23 protein-coding genes and 1 tRNA gene are annotated in these 20,986 nt (G+C 59.8%); 8 read left to right on the forward strand and 16 right to left on the reverse strand.

Features of this window, described 5'->3' with window-relative positions; translation table 11 throughout:
- Positions 1-4: 4 nt before the first annotated feature.
- From TX72_RS06005 to TX72_RS06030, 6 genes are all read right to left on the reverse strand, one after another.
- A complete protein-coding gene (locus TX72_RS06005; RefSeq protein WP_011128065.1) occupies positions 5-475 on the reverse strand; it encodes a hypothetical protein in 471 nt (156 codons plus the stop codon).
- A complete protein-coding gene (locus TX72_RS06010; protein WP_011128066.1) occupies positions 472-1,080 on the reverse strand; it encodes a flavin prenyltransferase UbiX in 609 nt (202 codons plus the stop codon). Before TX72_RS06010 ends, TX72_RS06005 begins: the two co-directional genes overlap by 4 nt.
- A 2-nt stretch (positions 1,081-1,082) precedes the next feature.
- A complete protein-coding gene (locus tag TX72_RS06015; protein WP_042504293.1) occupies positions 1,083-3,410 on the reverse strand; it encodes an RNB domain-containing ribonuclease in 2,328 nt (775 codons plus the stop codon).
- Positions 3,411-3,505: 95 nt separating this feature from the next.
- The gene (locus TX72_RS06020; protein ID WP_011128068.1) at positions 3,506-3,814 is read right to left on the reverse strand and encodes a TMEM165/GDT1 family protein; all 309 of its coding nucleotides are present in this window, start codon (positions 3,812-3,814) and stop codon (positions 3,506-3,508) included.
- Between the two features lie 3 nt (positions 3,815-3,817).
- A complete protein-coding gene (locus tag TX72_RS06025) occupies positions 3,818-4,150 on the reverse strand; it encodes a TMEM165/GDT1 family protein (protein ID WP_011128069.1) in 333 nt (110 codons plus the stop codon).
- Between the two features lie 5 nt (positions 4,151-4,155).
- A complete protein-coding gene (locus TX72_RS06030) occupies positions 4,156-4,521 on the reverse strand; it encodes a YkgJ family cysteine cluster protein (protein WP_011128070.1) in 366 nt (121 codons plus the stop codon).
- Positions 4,522-4,629: 108 nt separating this feature from the next.
- On the opposite strand from TX72_RS06030, the gene psb30 reads away from it, so the two are divergent.
- Positions 4,630-4,737: a photosystem II reaction center protein Ycf12/Psb30 gene (gene psb30, locus TX72_RS06035; protein ID WP_006041509.1), complete on the forward strand. Its 108-nt coding sequence runs from the start codon at positions 4,630-4,632 to the stop codon at positions 4,735-4,737.
- A 5-nt stretch (positions 4,738-4,742) separates the two neighbouring features.
- Here the strand turns inward: psb30 and recJ are convergent, their stop codons facing one another.
- Positions 4,743-6,647 (reverse strand): single-stranded-DNA-specific exonuclease RecJ, encoded by a 1,905-nt coding sequence (gene recJ / locus TX72_RS06040; RefSeq protein ID WP_011128071.1) that lies wholly within the window; start codon positions 6,645-6,647, stop codon positions 4,743-4,745.
- Between the two features lie 33 nt (positions 6,648-6,680).
- Between recJ and TX72_RS06045 the strand changes: the two genes are divergently transcribed.
- From TX72_RS06045 to TX72_RS06055, 3 genes are read left to right on the forward strand one after another with little or no spacing between them, the layout of a single operon-like run.
- Positions 6,681-7,433, forward strand: a complete 753-nt coding sequence (locus TX72_RS06045) for an HAD-IA family hydrolase (RefSeq protein WP_011128072.1) — start codon at positions 6,681-6,683, stop codon at positions 7,431-7,433.
- A complete protein-coding gene (locus TX72_RS06050) occupies positions 7,430-7,768 on the forward strand; it encodes a DUF565 domain-containing protein (protein ID WP_011128073.1) in 339 nt (112 codons plus the stop codon). The genes TX72_RS06045 and TX72_RS06050 overlap by 4 nt, the downstream gene beginning before the upstream one ends.
- Complete coding sequence (locus TX72_RS06055; RefSeq protein WP_042503470.1) at positions 7,758-8,744, forward strand: phosphoribulokinase; 987 nt, start codon at positions 7,758-7,760, stop codon at positions 8,742-8,744. Before TX72_RS06050 ends, TX72_RS06055 begins: the two co-directional genes overlap by 11 nt.
- On the opposite strand, the gene rpmF is transcribed toward TX72_RS06055, so the two are convergent.
- On the reverse strand, positions 8,708-8,884 hold the full coding sequence (rpmF, locus tag TX72_RS13185; RefSeq protein WP_011128075.1) for a 50S ribosomal protein L32: 177 nt from the start codon (positions 8,882-8,884) through the stop codon (positions 8,708-8,710). The two genes, TX72_RS06055 and rpmF, sit on opposite strands and share 37 nt — an antisense overlap.
- Before the next feature lie 26 nt (positions 8,885-8,910).
- Between rpmF and ftsH the strand changes: the two genes are divergently transcribed.
- Positions 8,911-10,758: an ATP-dependent zinc metalloprotease FtsH gene (gene ftsH / locus TX72_RS06060; protein ID WP_011128076.1), complete on the forward strand. Its 1,848-nt coding sequence runs from the start codon at positions 8,911-8,913 to the stop codon at positions 10,756-10,758.
- Positions 10,755-13,475, forward strand: a complete 2,721-nt coding sequence (locus tag TX72_RS06065) for a UPF0182 family protein (RefSeq protein WP_042503474.1) — start codon at positions 10,755-10,757, stop codon at positions 13,473-13,475. Before ftsH ends, TX72_RS06065 begins: the two co-directional genes overlap by 4 nt.
- A 30-nt stretch (positions 13,476-13,505) precedes the next feature.
- Here the strand turns inward: TX72_RS06065 and TX72_RS06070 are convergent, their stop codons facing one another.
- Positions 13,506-14,108 (reverse strand): peroxiredoxin, encoded by a 603-nt coding sequence (locus TX72_RS06070; RefSeq protein ID WP_011128078.1) that lies wholly within the window; start codon positions 14,106-14,108, stop codon positions 13,506-13,508.
- A gap of 480 nt (positions 14,109-14,588) precedes the next feature.
- Here TX72_RS06070 and TX72_RS06075 point away from each other — a divergent pair.
- Positions 14,589-14,662, forward strand: a tRNA-Met gene (locus TX72_RS06075).
- Positions 14,663-14,738: 76 nt separating this feature from the next.
- On the opposite strand, the gene TX72_RS06080 is transcribed toward TX72_RS06075, so the two are convergent.
- The 6 genes from TX72_RS06080 to TX72_RS06105 form a co-directional block, all read right to left on the reverse strand.
- A complete protein-coding gene (locus TX72_RS06080; protein ID WP_225867747.1) occupies positions 14,739-15,680 on the reverse strand; it encodes a LysM peptidoglycan-binding domain-containing M23 family metallopeptidase in 942 nt (313 codons plus the stop codon).
- A 172-nt stretch (positions 15,681-15,852) separates the two neighbouring features.
- Complete coding sequence (locus TX72_RS06085; RefSeq protein ID WP_011128080.1) at positions 15,853-16,353, reverse strand: tRNA (cytidine(34)-2'-O)-methyltransferase; 501 nt, start codon at positions 16,351-16,353, stop codon at positions 15,853-15,855.
- A complete protein-coding gene (locus TX72_RS06090) occupies positions 16,350-16,901 on the reverse strand; it encodes a bifunctional adenosylcobinamide kinase/adenosylcobinamide-phosphate guanylyltransferase (RefSeq protein ID WP_011128081.1) in 552 nt (183 codons plus the stop codon). Before TX72_RS06090 ends, TX72_RS06085 begins: the two co-directional genes overlap by 4 nt.
- Positions 16,891-18,039 (reverse strand): proton extrusion protein PcxA, encoded by a 1,149-nt coding sequence (gene pxcA / locus TX72_RS06095; RefSeq protein ID WP_011128082.1) that lies wholly within the window; start codon positions 18,037-18,039, stop codon positions 16,891-16,893. Before pxcA ends, TX72_RS06090 begins: the two co-directional genes overlap by 11 nt.
- A gap of 12 nt (positions 18,040-18,051) precedes the next feature.
- Positions 18,052-18,723, reverse strand: coding sequence for a photosystem II repair protein Psb32 (psb32, locus tag TX72_RS06100; RefSeq protein ID WP_011128083.1), 672 nt, complete (start codon positions 18,721-18,723; stop codon positions 18,052-18,054).
- A gap of 37 nt (positions 18,724-18,760) precedes the next feature.
- The gene (locus tag TX72_RS06105) at positions 18,761-19,168 is read right to left on the reverse strand and encodes a tellurite resistance TerB family protein (RefSeq protein WP_011128084.1); all 408 of its coding nucleotides are present in this window, start codon (positions 19,166-19,168) and stop codon (positions 18,761-18,763) included.
- 65 nt (positions 19,169-19,233) lie between these two features.
- Here TX72_RS06105 and TX72_RS06110 point away from each other — a divergent pair, with 65 nt between their 5' ends.
- Positions 19,234-19,893 (forward strand): cofactor assembly of complex C subunit B, encoded by a 660-nt coding sequence (locus TX72_RS06110; protein ID WP_011128085.1) that lies wholly within the window; start codon positions 19,234-19,236, stop codon positions 19,891-19,893.
- Here TX72_RS06110 and lptC read toward each other — a convergent pair.
- Positions 19,835-20,986, reverse strand: coding sequence for an LPS export ABC transporter periplasmic protein LptC (gene lptC, locus TX72_RS06115; protein ID WP_011128086.1), 1,152 nt, complete (start codon positions 20,984-20,986; stop codon positions 19,835-19,837). The two genes, TX72_RS06110 and lptC, sit on opposite strands and share 59 nt — an antisense overlap.

Below are 20,986 nucleotides of genomic sequence, written 5' to 3' on the forward strand. Positions count from 1 at the left end.
CGTCTCACCAATCAAGATCCGGATCAAGGCCCCAGCCGTCTGAGCTTGAGGGGGGGTGATCAACCGCTCGCGATGGGGGGGAGGGTTCTGATGGGGTGGCTCGTTTTTCGGAGTTCGGTTTCTGAACAATCCTGTAAGGAACGGCCACGGTGGGGGCTGGTTCGCGCACATCCCGTTGGGGCGGTGGTGTGACCACCTCACGCATCTCCGGTTCAGGTCTGGGTCGCTCCAGCGGTTGATGCCGTTGTCGTCGAAGCGGCGGGGTGGTGGGCACCAGCAACAGAACAGAGACAGCGCTGAGTCCAGCTCCTGTCAGCCCGGCTAGGGCTGTCCAGGCGCCGATGGGGAGGGGTGGCGACCGCCAGATCAGCAACTGCAGCCGGGTGTTGCCGGAGCTGTTGAAGGCTGATGCCAGCAGCACTGCCGCCAGCGGAGCCAGGCATGGCACGAGCAACCAGCGCTGGAGGGAGCTCATTTGATCGGTCCAGTCCAGCGCTGCAGGGGAGCCAGATCATCCTCGAATCCATCGAGCAGGCGAATCACGATGAAGTCGACCATCTCCTCGAGGGTTCTGGGTTGGGTGTACCAGGCAGGAATCGGTGCGGCAATGCGTGCGCCGGCTTCCGCCAGCGCCGTGAGATTGCGCAGGTGAATCAGGTTGAAGGGCATCTCACGGGGAGCAATCAGCAGCGGGCGCCCCTCCTTGAGGTGAACGTCAGCGCAGCGTTCAATCAGATCCATCGCGACGCCGGCCTGGATCCGCCCCGCGGTTCCCATGCTGCAGGGCACGATCAACATGCCACTGGTGCGAAAGCTTCCGCTGGCGATGCCGACACTCTGGTCATTCCAGCGATGGCAGAACAGCTCTCCTTCGCTGCAGTTCAGACGCTCACGCCAGAAGCTGGCCTGACGCTCGGGATTCACAGGAACCTGCACCCCCTGCTCCGCCTGGAACACCGCATAGGCGCCTCTGCTCAGCACCAGATGGACACTGCGACCTGCCTGCAGGAGCAGCTGAAGGGTGCGTTCGGCCAGCGGCTGGGCGGAGGCACCTGTGACAGCCAGCACATAGGGATGCATGGTCAGATGCCGCTGAGGGTCACGGCCATCGGCTGCTCAGGGCTTTCGACGGTGCTGCTGTCTGCGTTGTTGTCCCCCTCATCCGCTGTCGGCTCAGGAATCACCTCGAGATCGATCTGATTGCGGAGCACGTCAACCTTGATCACTCGTACGCGAACTTGGTCACCTAGCTGATAGGCCCGTCGGTTCTTGCGGCCGACAAGGCGGTTCTGCCTGGAGCGGTATTCGTACCAGTCATCGTTGAGAGAGCTGACGTGAACAAGTCCCTCAACGCGGGTCTCTCCCACCTCAACAAAAAAGCCATAGCTCTGCACGCCGCTCACATGACCTGCGGCTTCCTGACCTACCAGCGGTTCCGCCGATCTGGCCTGGACCATGGCCAGCAGATCCCGCTGAAGCTCCAGCACCTGACGCCGCCGGCTGTTGAGCCGTTGAACCAGGCGCTGACTCACGATATTGGTGAGTTTCTCTTCCTGTGCGCCAGTGAACAGGGACCACTGGAGATCATCAGCACAGCCACGTCGACCAAGATTGAGCCGCTCCTTCTGACGGACATTGGGACGGTCCTTACCGTCGTTCAGCAGCATCTGGATGACCTGCTGGTTGGCCAGCTGGGCGTAGCTCAATGATCCGCAGCACCAGGGTGTGAGTGCTGCGCTCATATCAGTTGTGTCGTCGTCGCTTGTCTCCGGTGTCTTGAGTTCGGCCTGAAATTGCGGTTGGGCCAATGCATGGCTCAGTTGCTGCTCCAGCACCCGACGCTGGTCGGACTCCGCGAAGACCGTGATCAATTCCTGCGCCGTAGGGCTTCCGTCGTCATCCAGTTCGAGGGGGAGATCAAGGGCAACAGCGGTCTTCGCCACATCGGTGAGCACCGTGGCATCAGGCTCGCTGCTGATCCAGGCGATTCCTGGGAGCTGGAGTGCGGCACGGTGTTGTCCCCAGGCGCGATCGGCGGCCCGGAGCAGCGGTTGAAGAATGGAATTCGGATCGGTGCGATCGATCACATCGGTCCAACGGTGCGCTTGACCACTGGGATCGGCCCAGCGCAGATCCCCGAGCGCGTCAATCTGTGGGGGACGTAAGTCGAGGGCAACGGCTCCTGCGGATTGCTCATGGCCCATCAGGCAGTCGGCGCAGAACATCAGGGTCTCCAGCTGCCCAAGCTGATCTTTGATCGGTTTCAACGCCGCGGGGATGCTGCGCGACTTGGGTTTGCGCTCTGCCAGGGCCCGGAGCTGCGCGGTGCTGATGTCGGCGACCGGACGGATGGTGCTGAGCATGAACTCCCAGTCCGTCAGATGGCCATTGGCATCAATGTCGAGTCGCACCGTCAGGGCGTCGCTGGATTCGCCCGCCTTGAGCCGACAGGCCTTCGTAAGAGCGGGAGTCAGTAGCGGTTGCCAGTCCTCCCCCAGACAAATGGCATCAGCTCGATCCCTGATCCAGAGATCAAGACTGTTGCCCTGGCCAAAGCGTTCCGCAACCGACGGTGCATGCAGCCAAAGGCGACAGCCGCCATCTCTTGCTTCCACATACACCGCGGGCAGGGGAGGGGCATCCCGGTGCTGCCAGCTGCATAGCAACAGCGATGGCTGGTCAGTCAGGTCGGTCCGCCCTTTGCTTGGTGGGGATTTGACGGAGGCACGCGGTGCCGCAGGCCGTTCGTGCAGACCGGCTTTGGTTAGCAACAAATCGCGGTCGGCTGCTGGTCCGGCATTCAGAGGCAGGGGACGAGCCACATGCCCCTGAGCTGGATGCTGGGCGATTGGATAACGATCGATCTTGACCTCGACCACGGTCGTTGCTGATTCCTCCGATACGTGCACTTCCGCATCTGCGGGGAGCTCGATGCTGGTGAGCATGCGGTCATCCAACGGTGCCGCCACCAGCCGCTCCTGCTGCCGTTCAACCTGGGCCAGCAATGACTGGGTGCTGCGTTCGAGAATGCATTGCACACCGCCTTCCGGAGATCGTCGTCGACCGCCTTCCCGGGTCACCCGGACCAGGACGCGATCGCCATTCCAGGCGTGATTCAGCTGATGGTCGCGGATGTAAACGTCATCTCCACCGTCATCCCGGATGGCAAAGCAAAAACCTTTGCTGCTGCAACGCAGCCGCGCGTCAATAAGATCCTCAGCTTGATAGCGCACCAGGCCTTCGTCTCCCTGACGGCTGAGGACACCGAGCTTGCTCAACCCGTCAATGGCCAAGTCCAGACGTTCTTTATCAGCTTTGTTGGACAGCTTGAGGATCTTGGCCAGCGTGGTCTGGAGAACCGGCTGGTCGTAGGAGAGCTGATCCAGGAGGTCAGCGACCGAGAACTTCATGGTGTGTGGATCGAATCCGGCCTTCATGGCCGGGAGAAGTTCAGAGCGGCCATAGGGAAGCCAGGCCGTGCAGAGAGCTCTGAAACAAGTTCACTTTATGAGTCGACCAAGTCGTCCTCCGCACTCCCATCGCTGTTGCGACGCAGCAGCAGCTGGGATCCGATGATCAGAAAGCCAACAGCTGCCACCAGCTGCAGCCATTCCGTTGGGATCAGGCTGGCGATCGATCCGCCGGCCATCGCGCCCAAGAGGCTGGCCAGAACAAGGGCGGATGATGAGCCGAGAAACACTGCCAGCGGCCTGTCGGAGGTTCCGCTCAGGGCCACCGTCGCCAGCTGGGTTTTGTCCCCCAGTTCGGCCAGGAACACGGTGAGAAATGTCGAGATCAGAAGCGAAAGATCCATCGTTCAGGCTCCGGTTGTATCCAACATCAACGTCTGAATTGCCTGTGCTCCCAGCCAAAGCCCCAGGGCCACCATGAGAAGGCCGGCCATGGTTTCCAGTCGCTCTGGTGGAAGCGTGCGAGCCAGCCACTGACCCAGAAGCACGCCGACCAGGCTTGAGCAGATCAGGGCCAGGGCGGCTCCGAGAAACACAAGCCAGGGCGATCCGGACTGAGCCGAGAGGAGCAGTGTCGCTAACTGGGTCTTGTCCCCCAGTTCGGCGATGAACACCGTGCTGAAGGTGCTGAACACCACGGCCGCAAAACCAGGGCGGCTGGATTCCTTGATCTCAGCCATGGAACTCAGCCATCGGGACGGCGTTGGGCGCGGTTGAACCTACGCATCTCCCGGCTGCGACCGCCATACACCGAACGGATTTGCTGTTGGCAGCACCCGATGGCGAAGGCATCCAGTTGGTCCGGTTCAACACCGAAAAGCTGATCCATGTTCCGGACCCGGCAGAAGCGAGGCCGTTCGTCGTAAATCCGGCAGCGTCGACCACCGCTGTCGTAGTGGATGCACCAGCCGTCCTTCCCCACCATCGCCAAGTAGGTGGCCTGGTCCTCGTCGTTGAGGGCTTCGAGGGCTTCGGGACGTTCCTCCGGTGCCAGGCGGCAGCAGGCTCCGCACTGGGAGATGCACTGCCATTGAAGAGGCTGGCTGCTCATTGCTGCAGCTGTGACAAGCCGTCACAGTGGGTGCATGCCGAAAGGCGACTCTGAGCAAAGGCCCCGTAATCTGTTGACTGATCCGCAACGTGTGAGCGCTTTATCGCTATGGGCATCGACTTCCATCTGATCGCCAATTTCGGCGCCCTTGCGTTGATCACCCTGGCTGGTCCTGCTGTGATCTTCATCCTCTTCTACCGCCGCGGAGCCCTCTGAGCTGCTTAGGCGCGTAATCCAAGGGCCAGGGCGGCTTCCTCCAAAAGGGTCTGGATCCTCGAGTGGCTTGCACGTTGGTCTTTGCAACTCACCGTCTGATCTTTAGTGATTGATGCATCAAGGTGATCTCCACCGGCGTTGGTCAACCCAAAGGTGACTGCGTTGTCATCACCCAATTTCCTGCTTGCCAGATAGCTCCGTTCGCCGCAGCTCAGCCTCACGGTGTCCGTGTGCTCCCGAATGGACTTGAGTTCGAGTTGGAGCCGGCGCTCCCCCCGCCAGACGTTCAGTTTCAGTTCGTAAGCAACATCGACCCGCTCCGGCATCGGAGTCAGGGGGGAGCATCGCCATGCCACTGCTCGCCGTTGGTGTGTCCCCTGCTGCAGGGTCACCGCCAAGTGCCCACCGTTCAGGGTTCGCCAGTCCGCCACCTGGCATCCCCGGGACCAGAACAGGGGTGCTGGATGCCCCACACCATGGGGGGTCAAGGTTTCGAGGGCAGCCCAGAGATCCCAGTTGATTTCGTTCAGCTTCAAACAAGCCTCAGGGCGAACCGGTCGTCCTGCCCCCTCCTGATCCAGCCACGGTTGGGTGAGCTGATTCAGGCGGTCATGCAAGGCGTGCACTTGGCTGGCCTTCACCGTGAATCCACCCGCAGCCGGGTGGCCTCCGAACCGCTCCAGCAGATCCGCACAGGTTGTTAGCGCCTTGTCAACGGCGAAACCCTGGGGCGCCCGTGCTGAGGCTCTCAACAGACCTTCACCATCCCCGGCCAGCAGCGCCACAGGGCGGTGGTAACGCTCCATCAGTCGTGCGGCGACAATGCCGATCACCCCGTGATGCCAGTGGCTCTGGGCCAACAGTAGAAACGGTGGAATCAGCCCCTCAGCATCCGATTCCACCAGGGCAGTGGCTTCCGCTTCGATGGCATCGCAGAGATCCCGTCGCTGACGATTGAGATCGTCACAGCGGCGCGCCAAAGCCATGGTTTTGCCCGGATCTGATTCGGTGAGCAGGTCCACCACCAGCACGGGATCACCGAGTCGTCCGACCGCATTGATCCTCGGGGCGAGTTGAAAACCGATGTCTTCGGCGGTTAAGGGCGTCTCGCCCAGTCCCGCCAGACGCTGCAGTGCCACGACCCCTTCACAACGGCTGCGGTGCAGGGTTGTCAGTCCTTCCAGCAACCAACGTCGGTTGGCTCCGGTCAGCGGTGCCATGTCGGCCACGGTGCCGATGCAGAACAGGTCGCGGGCCACCTGAATCGCATCCATTCGCCCCAGCCGTTCGGCAACGCTGCTGGCGAGCACGTAGGCCAGCCCCACACCGGCAAGACCTCTGTAGGGAGATGCTTCCGGGGTGGTGGCTGGATGCAGCAGTGCGGTCATCCATGGACGCGGTTCTGGAATGGAGTGGTGATCGGTCACGATCACGTCCATCGACAGCGTTCTGGCCCGTTGGAGGGCCTCCACCGCCGCCACTCCGTTGTCCACGGTGACCAGCAGTCGGATGCCTTGGCCATGCAGGCGATCGACCATCGCTGGATTGAGGCCATAGCCCTCCTCCATCCGGGAAGGGATCGCCGGCTCCGCCTTGGCGCCGAGTGGTATCAAGGCTCTCAACAGAAGAGCTGTGCTGGTCATGCCATCGGCGTCGTAATCGCCGCAGACCGCGAGAGCTTCTCCCTGTTCACAGGCGCGGCAGATGCGTTCAACCGCTGCTTCCAGATCTGGGAAGTGTCCGCAAGCGTCGGGCAACTCCTGTGGTGTGATCAGTTCAGCGACATCCTCTTCGCTCAATCCCCGACGAAGCAGCAGGGTCCTCAGGGCCAGTGGTAACGGCAGTTGAGGCAGCGGACTGGCATCCACAACAGCCGGAAGCACCCAGGTATGCGGTGAGGTGGCACTCATGAATCAGCATTGTGCCCGTTCCTGACGGTGGCGATGACCTGGTTGAAGGGGGTGTTCTGGGATGTGGATGGGACCCTGGCTAACACGGAGATGGAGGGACATCGCCCCGCCTTCAACCGTGCCTTTGCCGACCTGGGTCTTGCGATCAACTGGGAGCCGGAGTTGTACGCCGATTTGCTGTCCATTCCCGGTGGGATGAGGAGGGTGCAGTGGTACGCCAGCAGCAGGGGCATCAGCCTCACCGAGGCTCAGCTCAACGCGATCCGCGACCGCAAACGTGTTCACTACACGGCACTGGCGAGATCAGGTGCTGTGTCGCTTCGGCCAGGGGTCCATCGACTTCTCAAGCAGTTCAAGAAGGCCGGGATCCGTCAATGGATCGTGACCTCAAGTGGCTCGGCTTCCGTTGATGCGTTGCTGGACAGCACTCCGGATCTCAGGACGATGTTCCAGGGCGTCGTCACTTCAGACGACGTGGAGGAAGGGAAACCTTCACCACAGGGGTATCGCTGTGCATTGGATCGCTCGTGCCTTTCGGTGGATCGGGCGATCGCGATCGAAGATTCAGAAGCCGGACTGGGGGCCGCGCTGGCAGCAGGCCTTCCCTGTCTGCTGACCCCTTCACCCTGGGACCATGGTCTGAAGGAGCGTTTCAGCGAGGCCATCGCTGTCTTTGATCATCTCGGCGAGGCGGGTGATGCTGCACCACAGTTCAGCGGCCCCCCTTGCCGCGACGGGATGGTGACGTTGGAGTACATGCAGACCCTTGGACCGACATCGGGATGAGCTCCCTGCAGCAGACCCGGCTCTCCCGGATGCAGACCCGCTTCGGACGCAGCCTTGAGGAGGGTTTTGCCGGTCCGTGGTGGCGCCGCAGTCTGCTGATCATCAGCTTGCTGGGGGGGTTTCTGGTTGGCAGCAGCCTGACGGAGCATCTGGCGAATGCCGTTGGTTCCCGCACGATTTCAGCGCTTACAACGTTGATCGCCTGTGAATTGCTGGTGCTGCTGCGTCGACGGGTTGTGACGTCACCCATGGCGTTCCGATGGCGTCTGTTGGACCACCTGCGCATCGGGTTTGTCTACGCCGTTGTTCTGGAGGCGTTCAAGGTTGGATCCTGACGGGCAACGCGATCTTCCAGTCGTCGATCAGCAGCGTCTGCTGCACCACCTCGGTGTGGCCGACCCCATGGCCTGGGAGCAGCAGTGTCGAAGCAGCGGGCTGTTTGAGACCACGTTGGATCTCTGGCCAGCCAGTGCCTCTCCCGATTGGCTCTGGTGCCTTGGATTGCCTCTTCTTACAGAAGCTGCGAGGGATCAAACCCAGCGACATCTGATCGGGTTGAGCGCCCTCCCGGGATGTGGCAAAACCACCCTCGGCCACTGGCTTGAACGTGCCGCCCAGCAGCTTGGTCTCCCCCTTCAGGTGGTTTCGATCGATGACTTTTACTTCGATGCGGAGCGGCTGGATCAGGCGATGCGCGGCAACCCCTGGGGTGTGCCCCGTGCTCTACCTGGCAGTCATGACCTCCCCCTGCTGTGCCAGACCCTGAGCCGCTGGAAACGTGGCGAGCATGTGGATTTGCCGCAATTCGACAAATCCCTGCGACAAGGTCGCGGGGATCGCTGCGGCTGGCGCAGCTGTTCAGCGCAGATTCTGGTGTTGGAAGGTTGGTTTGTGGGTTGCCAACCGTTGCTGCCAGGCGAGTCGATTGAGCATGGCTGTGAGCATCTATCCCCGCCGATTCGTCCAGACGAGCTGGCCTCACGGGAAGCCGTGCAGGAGGTGCTCGGCACCTATCGCCCGATTTGGGCTCTACTAGATCGCCTTTGGCAGATCAAGGCCCAGGACATTCGTTCCCCCCAGATCTGGAAGCAACAGCAGGAAGATCAGATGCTGCGGGAGCAAGGCGTTGCTCTCGACAACAAGAGTCTCCTGGGCTTCATCCGCATGATCCTTACGGCAATTCCGCCGCAGAGTTTTGATCGGATTGACGCTGATGTGCGCGTGGACGTCGATCCGGAGCGTCGGCTTCGCCAACTCCGGATCCGTCGTCAATCTCAGGACTCCTCGTCGTCGGCTTCACGCACGGGGTAGACGAAGCCCTGGGCGCGTCCACTGAGAACAGATTTACCGATGGACATCGCTCGCTGAGCAGCCACGGCAGCCTTGCCTTTCCATGTGGCACTGCGCTGGTTGCGCTTGGCCTTTGAGGTTTTCTTCTTCGGGACGGCCATTGCGCCTGGTCAACTCCAAACGGGAATTGTCCGTTGTCAGGACGCCTTGCGTCAAATCGCTAAGGTCAAGGCAATTCAATGTTGTTGTGACTTCAGGATCGGAAGGGTCGGAGAAAACGTTGTCTCCTCAATCGTTAACGAGCTTGTTCGGAGAGAAACCGAAGTCCGTCAGTTACTCGAGCTTGCTGGAACAGATCCGCAACGGTGATGTCAGCACGCTTGAACTGGTTCCAGCACGCCGCGAAGTGCGGGTGACCTACCCCGATGGAACTAAATCCACCGTCAGCATTTTTGTTAACGATCAGCAGATCCTCAGGGCCGCCGAGGCTTCGGCCACACCTCTCACGGTGCGAGACATCCGCGGTGAACAGGCCATGGCCGGTCTGCTGGGGAACCTTGGACTCGTCCTGCTCCTGGTGGTAGGGCTGTCGTTCCTGTTGCGTCGATCCGCCCAGATGGCCAACCGTGCCCTTGGTTTCGGCCGCAGTCAGCCACGGCTGAAGCCACAGGAGGATCTTCAGGTGCGCTTTGAGGACGTTGCCGGCATCAACGACGCCAAGGAGGAGCTCGAGGAGGTGGTCACCTTCCTTAAGCAGCCGGAATCGTTCACCGGTCTTGGCGCCAAGATTCCCCGTGGCGTGCTGCTCGTGGGTCCCCCTGGCACTGGAAAAACACTCCTGGCCCGTGCCATCGCCGGTGAAGCGGAGGTGCCGTTCTTTTCGATGGCCGCCTCCGAATTCGTTGAGTTGTTTGTCGGGGTCGGGGCCAGTCGGGTCCGTGATCTGTTCCGTCAGGCGAAGGAGAAGTCCCCATGCATCGTGTTCATCGATGAGATTGACGCCGTCGGTCGTCAGCGCGGTGCCGGAATCGGTGGAGGGAATGACGAGCGGGAGCAGACCCTGAACCAGCTGCTCACGGAAATGGATGGTTTTGCCGACAATTCTGGGGTGATTCTGCTGGCAGCCACCAACCGAGCTGATGTGTTGGATGCAGCCCTCACCCGTCCAGGACGCTTTGATCGGCGCATCGACGTGTCTCTGCCGGATCGCCGCGGCCGTGAGGAGATTCTTGGCGTTCATGCGCGAACGCGACCTCTGGATCCCGAGATCGATCTGACGGCATGGGCTCGCCGAACACCGGGTTTCTCCGGTGCTGAGCTGGCCAACCTGATCAACGAGGCAGCCATCCTCACGGCCCGTGAACAGCAACCCTTCATCAGCGATCGCCAGCTGGAAGGGGCCTTGGAACGCATCACCATGGGCCTCAGTGCCAAGCCCCTTCAGGACAGTGCCAAAAAACGACTGATCGCTTATCACGAAGTCGGTCATGCCCTCGTGGCAGCCCTGCTGCCGGCTGCCAACAAATTGGACAAGGTCACGATTCTTCCCAGGGGAGCGGCAGGTGGTTACACCCGTTTCATGCCAGATGAGGAGAAGCTGGACTCGGGCCTGATCACCCGAGCGTCCTGTCTGGCCGACCTCGTGGTTTCTCTCGGCGGCCGTGCTGCGGAGCTGGTGGTCTTCGGACCACTGGAGATCACCCAAGGAGCCAGTGGTGATCTGCAGATGGTGTCCCAGTTGGCCAGGGAGATGGTCACACGGTTCGGATTTTCGTCTCTGGGCCCTGTTGCCCTGGAAGGTCCCGGCACCGAGGTGTTCCTGGGGCGTGACTGGTTCAGCCAGCGCCCCGGTTATGCCGAAAGTACCGGTCAGGCCATTGACACCCGTGTGCGGGATCTTGCCAAGCAATCCCTGGACCAGGCTGTGGCCCTGCTGGAATCACGACGCGACGTGATGGATCGCCTCGTCGATGCCCTGATGGAGGAAGAGACGCTCCACCACGATCGCTTCATGGAGCTCGCCGGACTGGGATGAGGATCCTCCTGCTGCTGCTTCCGCTTGTTGTTCTGGCGGCCCGCATGCAGGTCGAATGGTCCTGGTTCCAGCAGTTTCAGCTGGAAGGTGTTCTTCTGGAGCGCTGGCTGCTGCAGCTGGCCAGCGCTGTTGTCGCGTTACTCCCCATCGGTCTGGCCATCCGATGGAGTCGCTCGCTTGATCCATCTCCGGAAACCGCTTCAACAGTGCGGCTGGAGGGTTGGCGCTATTCCCTGACGCTGTTGCTGGCGATCGCCCTGCAATTGGTGAGCCTTGCCGTGATCAATGGTCTGATCCTGCAGGCCATCGATGACTCGATGAACCTGGCCAGTGGCTGGCAGGTGTCGATTCACCAATCTCAGCTGCCAGTGCTGACGCTGATCAGTCTGGTGGCCGTGATGCAGCCCCGTCTCAGGCGTTTGCTTCCCTGGTTTGTCTCAACGGCAGTGGTGCTGATTGCGGCCAGAGCCTGGGGGGTCTGGGCCCTTGCCTGGTCAATCCCCCTGTCTGGGCTGCAGGAGCCATTCCTGAAGGCGGATGTCAGCTTTGCGCTGGGCCGCTTCGCAGCGCTTCAGCTATTGATCGCGCTGTTGAGTTCCGGTGCTCTGTTTTGTCTGGGCAATGGCCTGCAGACTCTGTTGACCCGTCCGCCAGCTCTGAGTGATTGGAGTTGCGCGGTTCCCGGCCCCAGAAACCGCCGGCTGCTGATGTTGATGGCAGCACTTGTTCTGGTGCTTCTGGCAGGCCAGTGTTGGTTGTCCAGACATGCTCTGCTCTGGCATCAGCACGGCATCGTGGCGGGGGCCGGTTGGCTTCAACAGGCGGTGACGGAACCGTTTCGGATGCTGCTCACCGTTGAACTTTTGCTGCTGGCGCTGGCCGTCATGTTGCCGTCATCACTGCTCCTGCGCCGAAGGTTGCTGGGCGTTCTTGCTGTGACCCTGGCCCTGGGATTCAGCCTTACCCCCCTCAGCCGCTGGCTGATTCTTCGCCCGCAGGAGTTATCCCTTCAGACGCCCTATCTCGAGGAAGCGATTCGATCCACACGCCATGCCTTTCAACTCGATCGAATCACGCGGGGCTCGTACAAACCAGAACCCTCGCTCACAAAGGCTGACATTGTGCAAGGCGCCAGCACCCTGAGCAATCTGAGACTGTGGGACAGCGCTCCGCTGCTGGAAACCAACCGTCAGCTGCAGCAGCTGCGGGTGTACTACCGCTTCCCTCAGGCATCGGTCGATCGTTATCCGCTCTCACCGCAAGGGGATACTCCGCAACAGGTGATCCTTTCGGCGAGGGAGCTGGATCAATCAGCTCTACCGCGTCGTTCCAAGACTTGGCTGAACCGCCATTTTGTGTTCACCCACGGCTATGGCTTCACGGTGAGTCCGGTGAACACCCGCGGTGACGATGGATTGCCAGAGTATTTCATCAGTGACCTGGGAACGGACACCAGGATTCAGGGCAATCGTGAGCTTGGGATAGAGCGCGAGGATGTGGAGCGGGCCATTCCAGTGGAGGACGCGGCTCTCTACTTCGGCATGCTGCGATCGCCCTACGCCGTGGCACCCACCCGGGTCGATGAATTCGACTATCCCGAAGGGGACCTGAACGTTTACACGCACTATCGCGGCAGCGCCGGAGTTCCCATCGGTCATTGGCTTCAACGGGTTGCAGCGGCCACGTATCTCGGAGAACCACGGCTGCTGACAGCGGGATCCATCGACCATTCCTCCAAGCTTCTGATCCGCCGTGAAGTGCGGGACCGCGTCCAAGCCATTGCACCTTTTCTCGATCTTCGGGGCGATCCGTACCTGATTTCGATCCCTCAATCCGGCCAGCCAACGTCTGCTTCCAATCAGCATCAGTACTGGGTGGTAGAGGGTTTCACCCACTCCTCCACCTATCCCTACAGCTCGGCAGTGTCAAACAGCGATTCCGATCGCTACCTGCGGAACTCCGTGAAGGCTGTTGTGGATGCCTACAACGGCAGCGTGCAGTTGTTCATCAGTGAGCCGGATGATCCATTGATCAGAGGCTGGGCTCGAGTGTTTCCGCAGTTGTTCCAGCCTCTCGACGCAATGCCGTCATCGATTCGCGATCACCTGCGGGTGCCGAAGGAATTGTTTGATGTTCAGGTGAAACAACTCCAGCGCTATCACGTTGAAGATCCGCGCGTGTTTTACAGCGGAGATGACGTCTGGCAAGTGCCGCTGGAGGTCTATGACGGTGAGCAGATTTCAGTTCGGCCTTATCACATCACAGCCCAGGTACAGGACCGCAGCAATTCCGAGTTTTTGTTGTTGCAACCCCTCACGCCGCTTGCGAGACCCAACCTCACCGCATGGTTGGCGGCGCGCAACGACGGCAAGCACTACGGCGATCTTGTTCAGATTGATTTTCCCAAGGACACGCCGATTCTTGGCCCCGAACAGGTTCAGGCACTGATCAATCAGGACCCTGAGATCAGCAAGGTGTTCGGACTTTGGGATCGTGGAGGATCTCAGGTGGTGCAAGGGAACCTGTTGGTGGTTCCCGTGGGCCAATGCCTGTTGTATGTGGAACCCGTTTATCTGCGGGCGAGCAAAGGAGGGCTGCCCTCGCTCACCAGGATTGTGGTGAGCGATGGGCGAACGATTGCCATGGCCGACACGCTTCCGGGTGCCATTGATCGACTGATGCAAAAAACCCTGCCGCCAGTGGCGACAGGGTCCTGAATCAGCAGCGTTCGTTGAACGTCCTCTGAATCAACCGATGGCGGAGAAATACTCCTTGGAACCTTTCGGATCGGGCTTCATGGTCTTTTCGCCGGGCGTCCAGTTGGCGGGGCAGACTTCATCGGGGTTGGACTGCACGTACTGGAAGGCCTGAAGCACACGCAGGGTTTCGTCCACATTCCGGCCAACAGGCAGGTTGTTGATCGTGGAGTGCATGATCACGCCATCGGGATCGATGATGAACAGTCCACGCAAAGCAACGCCTTCGGCGTCGTCCAGCACGTTGTATGCGGTGGCGATTTCCTTCTTGAGGTCAGCGACCAGGGGATAGTTGATGTCGCCCAGACCGCCCTGATTGCGGGGAGTCTGAATCCAGGCCAGATGGCTGAACTGGCTGTCAACGGAAACGCCGAGGACTTCGGTGTTCTTGCTGGAGAAATCGGCGTAGCGGTCGCTGAAGGCCGTGATTTCTGTGGGGCAGACGAAGGTGAAATCCAGGGGATAGAAGAAGAGCACCACGTACTTGCCGCGGTACTGGGACAGGGAGATTTCCTTGAATTCCTGGTCCACCACTGCAGTGGCAGTGAAATCGGGGGCCTGCTGGCCCACACGAAGGCAACCGGTCTCGGTCATGTTCGGGGTGCGGTGAGGTGGAACTTGTCAGCCGAACGCCTTAAGCGAAGTCGATACGACTACAAGTTTCGTATGTCAATTTATCACGAGCGCACATCAGTGAAGCCATAAGATTCCTGTATGGATGATCGAACGATGAGCTGGGATCCTTCCCTGTTGCGTAAGTACAGCTCCACAGGACATTTTCGGCTGCTCAATCAACTAAAGGGTGACCTCAGTAAGCGTCCCTTGGACCGCGATGCCTCGACGGGGGCTTTGCGAATGCCCGGGTCAGGGTCCGGCTCTAGATCCAGACGCTCTGCGGGGCAGGTCCCGCGTCGTTCTGCGCAACCGGTACCTGCCCCCGTGGTTGAGCCAGTGAGCAACTCCGAGTCCAGCAGCTTCCTTGATCGACTCAGTGCCATCGATATGCGCTAAGTCCAATTTCGCGCGAGGAAGGAAGGCCGAGATGTATGATGACGACTGGCTTGAAGGCCATTCGTCAGAGTAGCTCAGCTGGTTAGAGCACAGGATTCATAACCCTGAGGTCGGGAGTTCAAGTCTCCCCTCTGACATTTCGAAACAGCCCTCAAAGAGGTTGAAATTGGAGGCTCTTTGATGATCGATCACCCTCAAGGGTGATCTCGGGATTCAGGCGCGCCTTTGTGGAAGTTTGCTGAGAGGGTTCACCGCTGCACCACCGGAACGACGAATTTCGAAATGAAGGTGAGGGCCCGTGCTGCGTCCTGTGCTTCCCATCAGAGCAATGGGGGCCCCTTGGGGAACAACTTGCCCTTTCGACACGATGAGACGGCTGTTGTGGGCGTAGCGGGTGGATTCACCATCACCATGTGCAATCTCTACGAGATAACCATAAGCACCACTCCATCCTGCGAAGGTCACAATGCCGTCTCGGGCCGAATAAACCGATGTGCCTGTGCTGTTGGCAATATCAATACCTTTGTGCATCCTCCCCCAACGCCATCCATAACCAGATGTGAAGGTCCCTTTCGTGGGCCATCTGTAAGTAGTGGAAGGTGAGAGCTGCCGCGATGGCCGGTTGGTTGACTGGAGTTGTGAGAGGTCTGGACGGATCGGCCAACTGGCTCCACCACTCACACTTGGTCGGATAGCCATCAGTTGTTGGCCAGGTTTGGCCTTGGCAACTTGAACGGTGTTGCCGGCACTGAGTTCAGAGAGTTTGAGGCCAGGGTTGAACCGTTTCAGTTCCTCTTTGTTGATGCCGTGGCGTTCAAGAAAGGTCGTTAAGGAGTCACCGCGTTGGACAGATGCTGTGGATTGGACCGGAGGAGGGGCTGTGATCGGTGGCTCAGTGCGGACTGAGTTAGCTTCAACCGCAAACAAAATTTCAGCACGATCTCGCAGTTCAGCGGGGATGGCGAACCAGCTACCGGAACGGAATACGTGGTTCTCGGGTTGATCATTGATCTCAGCCAGTTGTTCCGAATCAAAATCAAGCGATGCAGCTAGTCGGAAGAGAGACGTCCGCTGCCGCAAACGAAACCAAAAAGCTGGCTCCTCGGAGATATCGGCTACCTCATCAATTGATGGGAGCGGCGGAAGCTCCGCCAACTTGAAATTTCTGCTGTCAGCTTGCCCTGGCATCGCATGCCAAGCAACAACGCTTAAAAGCGGAGTGACGGATGCTGCAAGTACAAGAAGAGAGCGCATCCCATCTTCAAAATCGGGTGAACCTTAACGAAGTGATCTTGACCGTGCAAGGGTGGCTGGATCAGTCCCTTGATCACCACATCTGAAGCTGGTGACCGGCTGTGTAAGACACCAGGGCACAGGCCACAGACAAATTCAGACTGCGAACACCCCCTTGACCATCAGCGTCCACACCCCCGGGCATCGGGATGGTCAGGATGCGGTCACACTGATCACGCACATGCCCTGGTAGTCCGTTGTCTTCGCGGCCGAACAGCAGTACATCACCATGTTGGAACTGAAACTCGCCGAGGCTGTCACCTCCGTGGCGACTGCAGCCGATCAAGCGGTGTGGATGCGGCAGCTGACCCAGCAGATGGTCCAGATTGGAGTGAATTGAGAGCTGCACGTGAGGCCAGTAATCAAGCCCCGCTCGCCGCACGGCGCGATCGTCAATGCAGAACCCGAGCGGTTCAATCAATGCCAGCGGCAACCGAAAGGCCGCACAGGTGCGCGCGATGTTGCCTGTGTTGGGGGGGATCTGGGGCTCGTAGAGGACAACCCGCAGGCTTGAGTTCGGCTCAGGGATAGTCATGGCACTCTCTGGCTGAGGGCATGCAGATCGACGGCCCGTCCCTGCAACACAAGCCAGGCTGAATGGGCTTGTCGATCGAGGCTCTGGGCCAGGGATCCCAGTCGATCGCGAAAGCGACCGCCGATCAGCGTCGGAGGAACCACCCCCCATCCGGTCTCCTCGATCACCACCACGCAGGTCTGCCCCATACCGGCCAGCTGCTCCACCAACTCCTCACAACAGGCATTCCAGGCCTGGTCAGATGCGTCCAGATGGCAGGCGACGAATCCCCCCAGAGCATCAATCAGCACGGATGATTGCTGGGGAATCGTCCGCAAGGCGGTGGTCAGATCAGCGTCTGACTCCAACAAACGCCAGTGGCTGGGGCGTCGCCTGCGATGCAAATCCAGACGGGTCTGCCAGTCCTGATCGTTTGGTCGATCCGGAGCGGTCGCCACATAGGTGACATCGGCAGAGCCCGACAGCAAATGCTCAGCCCAGCGACTTTTCCCTCCTCTGGAGGGACCACTGACCAGGATGAGGTTGGACGTGTTCTGATCAGCCGCCACCGTTCATCCCCTTGAGTGTCGCCACAGACGATGGGGAGACGCGGTTGAGGTACCGGAAGATCCAGTACTTGAAGATCGTCGCCAGGATCACCGGGAAGGTGGCGATGAACAACAAGATGAAGTTTTCCTGGGTCGGCAGACCGAAGTGATGGGCGATGCCATCCAGGAGCACCGTCCAGCCTTCAGGGCTGTGGTAACCAACGAAAATATCTGTGAACAAAATGATGGCGAAGGCCTTGGCGGAGTCACTTAATCCGTAAATCGCTTCATCAAGGAATCCACGCAGCACCCGCAGCTGATCGCGACTCACAAGACAGACCACAACAAATGCCATCAGACCGGCCAGGTCAGCAAGCACGTTCTTGATCGCCTGAACACTCTCCTGGTCAGCCTCCTGTTTGAGTTCCTGTGCTCTCTCCCTCAGCTTGATCACCAACAGATCTGAGGACAGCGGCTCTTGCCCCTTGAGCAGGGCATCGAATTCCAGCTCTTCTTTGTAAATCCGTAGTTTCTCCACGGCGACTTCCTCGAGCTGAGGTTTCGGATAACTGAGGAACGAGAGATCGGGGGACAGACGCTCCACCGCTGGCCCGACGATGTAAGTGTTCGACACCTGCTGGACCAGCAGCGGTACCAACACCAACAGCAACAGGATTCTCAGCGACGCCAGGGTTGAATCACGGCGACGGCGGAACCCTGCCACCACGGATTCTTCTGAAGAAGGATCCAATTGCCGACGGACTGAATCAAAGACCCCCAATAGTGAGCGAGGTAGCAGCTCGGGGGCGGTGCTCATGCCGCTTTTGCTGGACGAGCGCTTGCCGGAGTAACGGCTCACCACGGTCTCGATCAGCTGGAGTTGCCGCAGTTCCTGTGGATCCAGCTGCCCCCGGTTGGGTGTCACGGTGGACAGGCTGGACCGGCAAATCTGAAGGGCGGCGTGGAAACGCCGCAGGACAGTGGCCTGCACGGATCGAGGAACAGAAAGTTCCAGCTCCGGCCGGACTTTGCGGTCGGCATAGAACTCCAGCTCAAGGCTTTGAATCAGCAGCGCCGCCTCGTAGCCACGCTCCAACGCGTTGGTGAGGTTGTTGCCCTCACCCCGGGAGAACAGACCAATCCAGTTCCGCGCGGCCATCGGCTCAGGCGATCATCGGGAGAACACCCACCAGGTCGCCATTGGGATGATGGTGCCCAGCACCAGCAGCACGATGATCCAGGTTGTGGCATTGCTGCTTTCTGTTTCCTCCTGCGTGGGAATGTTGGTGGGCAGGGTTGTGCGAACAATTTCAGCTGGTGGACCGGGATCCTCACCACCACCGAGGACTGTGCTCAGACGATTGATGCCATCGAGGGTGGCTTGCCGGTAGCGGTCTCCCTCCCTGAGGGGAACGCTCATGGTGGTTCGCGCCGTGCTGGTTAACAACGTCTCAGGTAGCTGAGATTGCAGCGTGGGGTCGGCAGCAATGGAGGCCCGCTTGTTCTGGGTTTCGATCAGAAGCAACAGAAGTGGCTCCGAACCTTCAGACGACCACTGAGCCAGGAGCTCCTCACCAAAACTGTCGAGGTTTAACCCGTAATCAAGCCGGCGCAGCGTCACGACACGGGCGTCAACGCGATCAGCAGCGAGATCCTGCAGTCGTGCGTTGAGTTCCGAACGACTGGCCCGGCTGAACACCTCAGCGTCATCCAGGACACGTTCGTCCGGACGACTGGCGCCCAGATCAACAGGCGAGATGGCCTGAGCCGCTGGGGGACATGCAAGAACAATAAAAAGGCCAATGGCGGCAACAATGTTGGCCAGTCGACGCAGGGAAGACATCAAACCATCCCGAACAACAATCATGAGCAGTCTGCCGTCAGGCATCCAGGCTGTCGCGGTTCAGCGCTTCAATGGCGATCAGAATTGACGCCGCTTCGCCCTCAGGCAGGTCCATCTGCGTCGACAGTTTTTTTAGGAACGCCGATTCCTCCGCTGTCACGGTTCGATCGGCGTGGGCGAGGTGTGCGGCCACGGCAAGGGCGCTTTGCTGTTGGGAGAACGTCAGAACAGGCAGAGCCTCATCCACGAGGCCGTTGACACCCTGATCTCGAAGACGGTGCAAAAGACGGTCAAACAAATCCCCCATCTCAGCTTCAGAGCTGCTGCTGTATAGCGTCCGATATTCCAGCTGTGCCCTCAAGGCATGGGCTTCATCACGTCCGAGGCTGCCGTCGCAGGCCACGGCAGCAAGGGCAATTGCAGCAAAGGCTTCTGCGCTGTTCATGCGAATCAGGCATCACACCCACATTTGAGCAAGATGTGGCGGTTCTGCCAGTCCAGAGTGTCTTGATGCCCACTCCCGCACGCGTTGTTCTCGGCTGTGCACTGGTGTTGTTGACACTGACGCTGTTCAATGCCGGCCTGGCTGAATCGATCACTCCTGAACTGGAAAGGGCTGAAGTCCTCTGCGGGATGGCCTCTGTTGGACTGATGTTGGTGGCTGTGCTGTGGACCAGGGCAGATCCAACCCAGGCGAAACCACGGCCACTCAGCGGTGAACAGGGTTTGCAGTTGGATCCTGATTTGGACGAAGCGATCAGGGAAGAGCTGGCCTGGGGAAGCCACATGCTTCTGACGGCAACACCGGCAGCAACCCTTCTGGTTTTTTGGCGTGATCAAGTCCTCCTTCGCCGCGGATTGCTGGGCGACGGTGATAAAGCGTTCACCCCCGGTCCGATTTGTCGACGTGCCATGGACCGTCAAACACCGATCAGTTTGGTCAACACAACCCTGTTCCCCGGGCGCCATGAATTTGATCCTGTTCTCGACAACCTTCCGGCTGTTCTGATCGTCCCCCTGGCATCAGAGGGAGTGCTGATCCTCGGGGGGTGGTCTGAACGATGCTTCAGTCAGGCCGATGAGCAGTGGCTTGAAGGCTGGGGGGCACGGCTCAGAACGAAACTCGAGGGCGTGACGATGGAGGGGCGCTGCGGGATTGATCCGGCCTGAAGCGAATGCTGGATTGCACCCGTTGTCCGGTCGATCCAAAACGGACGCCTTCCCTTGATCCCAGTTGCCCCTCCATCCGTGGAGCTCTTGTCTCCTGGTCGGGATCCTGACGCCTGAGCACCACATCCCCATCAGCCACCACACGGTTGGTCACCCAGTTCCAGCTGCAACGATGGGCTTTCAAGGACTCCCCAGGCTGTGTCAGTTGACAGGCCTTGGAAATGATGACGGTCGTAGCCGTTTCGTCGATCACAAATCCGTCCCCTGTGGCGGTGGCATCCTGGCGTTTGCCCTGGAACGGAGCGAAGGATCGGAGTCGTTGTTCAGCAAGATTCCAGCGTGTGGTCCCCGCGTTGATGGCACCATCCTTCTGCTCCAGGCGAACGGGCTGAATCAGATCGAGGAAGCCCTGCTGGGTGTTGCCCTGCAGGGCAGATGCTGTGACGGTCAAGTTCTTGCGGCGCAGAGCGCGGACGGGGCCGCGCACCCCCAGTTCGCCGGTTTCCAGATTCCAACGGCCTTTGCTGGCTCGGATCTCGGTGTCTGGCTCCATGTCCGGTTGTCGGTGTTGTGTCCAGCGCAGGAGTTGTGTCGGGCCCTCGAAACGAAGGGTGTTGCTGGACTGGATCAAGGTGAGCCGTTTGGCCATCAACCGGGAGGTTTCATCCAAAGCCTCCGGGTTCTGATCCATCACCATGCGCTCCTCCGCGGGTCTCCAAACCAACCGATCCCCTCGGATCAGCACGGTTTGGTCTTGCAGTTGCTTGAGCTGCACCTGGCCTTCCAGGATCACCATCTCGCCGTCGTTCAGCACCGTTGCCAGTTCGGCACTGATGCGAAACGAAGGCTGATTATCGTTGTAAAGAACTCCAGTGGGGCGTCGGGCGCGAACCGTGCGGCTCGATAGGTCATATCGCGCTTCAGGGCTGCTGAGATCCCAATCCCTCTTGCCATCCTTGCGACGTTGGTTGAGATCGAGGGAACGGAAGACGAAGGGCGGGGCGGAATCCTGTTGAGATACCGGTTGCTGGGTGCAACCGATCAGACCGCTGCTAAGCACCAGTGCAGGGATCAGCAGCAGAGAACGATCCAT

Source organism: Parasynechococcus marenigrum WH 8102 (assembly GCF_000195975.1).
Taxonomy (GTDB): Bacteria; Cyanobacteriota; Cyanobacteriia; order PCC-6307; family Cyanobiaceae; genus Parasynechococcus; species Parasynechococcus marisnigri.

Coding starts and splice junctions, on each gene's coding strand:
- TX72_RS06070 (WP_011128078.1), bottom strand. CDS start 14,108: ATGACCGAGACCGGTTGCCTTCGTGTGGGCCAGCAGGCCCCCGATTTC.
- lptC (WP_011128086.1), bottom strand. CDS start 20,986: ATGGATCGTTCTCTGCTGCTGATCCCTGCACTGGTGCTTAGCAGCGGT.
- TX72_RS06010 (WP_011128066.1), bottom strand. CDS start 1,080: ATGCATCCCTATGTGCTGGCTGTCACAGGTGCCTCCGCCCAGCCGCTG.
- recJ (WP_011128071.1), bottom strand. CDS start 6,647: ATGAGTGCCACCTCACCGCATACCTGGGTGCTTCCGGCTGTTGTGGAT.
- TX72_RS06015 (WP_042504293.1), bottom strand. CDS start 3,410: ATGAAGTTCTCGGTCGCTGACCTCCTGGATCAGCTCTCCTACGACCAG.
- TX72_RS06105 (WP_011128084.1), bottom strand. CDS start 19,168: ATGAACAGCGCAGAAGCCTTTGCTGCAATTGCCCTTGCTGCCGTGGCC.
- TX72_RS06005 (WP_011128065.1), bottom strand. CDS start 475: ATGAGCTCCCTCCAGCGCTGGTTGCTCGTGCCATGCCTGGCTCCGCTG.
- TX72_RS06020 (WP_011128068.1), bottom strand. CDS start 3,814: ATGGATCTTTCGCTTCTGATCTCGACATTTCTCACCGTGTTCCTGGCC.
- pxcA (WP_011128082.1), bottom strand. CDS start 18,039: ATGGCCGCGCGGAACTGGATTGGTCTGTTCTCCCGGGGTGAGGGCAAC.
- psb30 (WP_006041509.1), top strand. CDS start 4,630: ATGGGCATCGACTTCCATCTGATCGCCAATTTCGGCGCCCTTGCGTTG.
- TX72_RS06025 (WP_011128069.1), bottom strand. CDS start 4,150: ATGGCTGAGATCAAGGAATCCAGCCGCCCTGGTTTTGCGGCCGTGGTG.
- TX72_RS06110 (WP_011128085.1), top strand. CDS start 19,234: ATGCCCACTCCCGCACGCGTTGTTCTCGGCTGTGCACTGGTGTTGTTG.
- TX72_RS06045 (WP_011128072.1), top strand. CDS start 6,681: ATGACCTGGTTGAAGGGGGTGTTCTGGGATGTGGATGGGACCCTGGCT.
- TX72_RS06050 (WP_011128073.1), top strand. CDS start 7,430: ATGAGCTCCCTGCAGCAGACCCGGCTCTCCCGGATGCAGACCCGCTTC.
- rpmF (WP_011128075.1), bottom strand. CDS start 8,884: ATGGCCGTCCCGAAGAAGAAAACCTCAAAGGCCAAGCGCAACCAGCGC.
- psb32 (WP_011128083.1), bottom strand. CDS start 18,723: ATGTCTTCCCTGCGTCGACTGGCCAACATTGTTGCCGCCATTGGCCTT.
- TX72_RS06065 (WP_042503474.1), top strand. CDS start 10,755: ATGAGGATCCTCCTGCTGCTGCTTCCGCTTGTTGTTCTGGCGGCCCGC.
- TX72_RS06085 (WP_011128080.1), bottom strand. CDS start 16,353: ATGACTATCCCTGAGCCGAACTCAAGCCTGCGGGTTGTCCTCTACGAG.
- TX72_RS06030 (WP_011128070.1), bottom strand. CDS start 4,521: ATGAGCAGCCAGCCTCTTCAATGGCAGTGCATCTCCCAGTGCGGAGCC.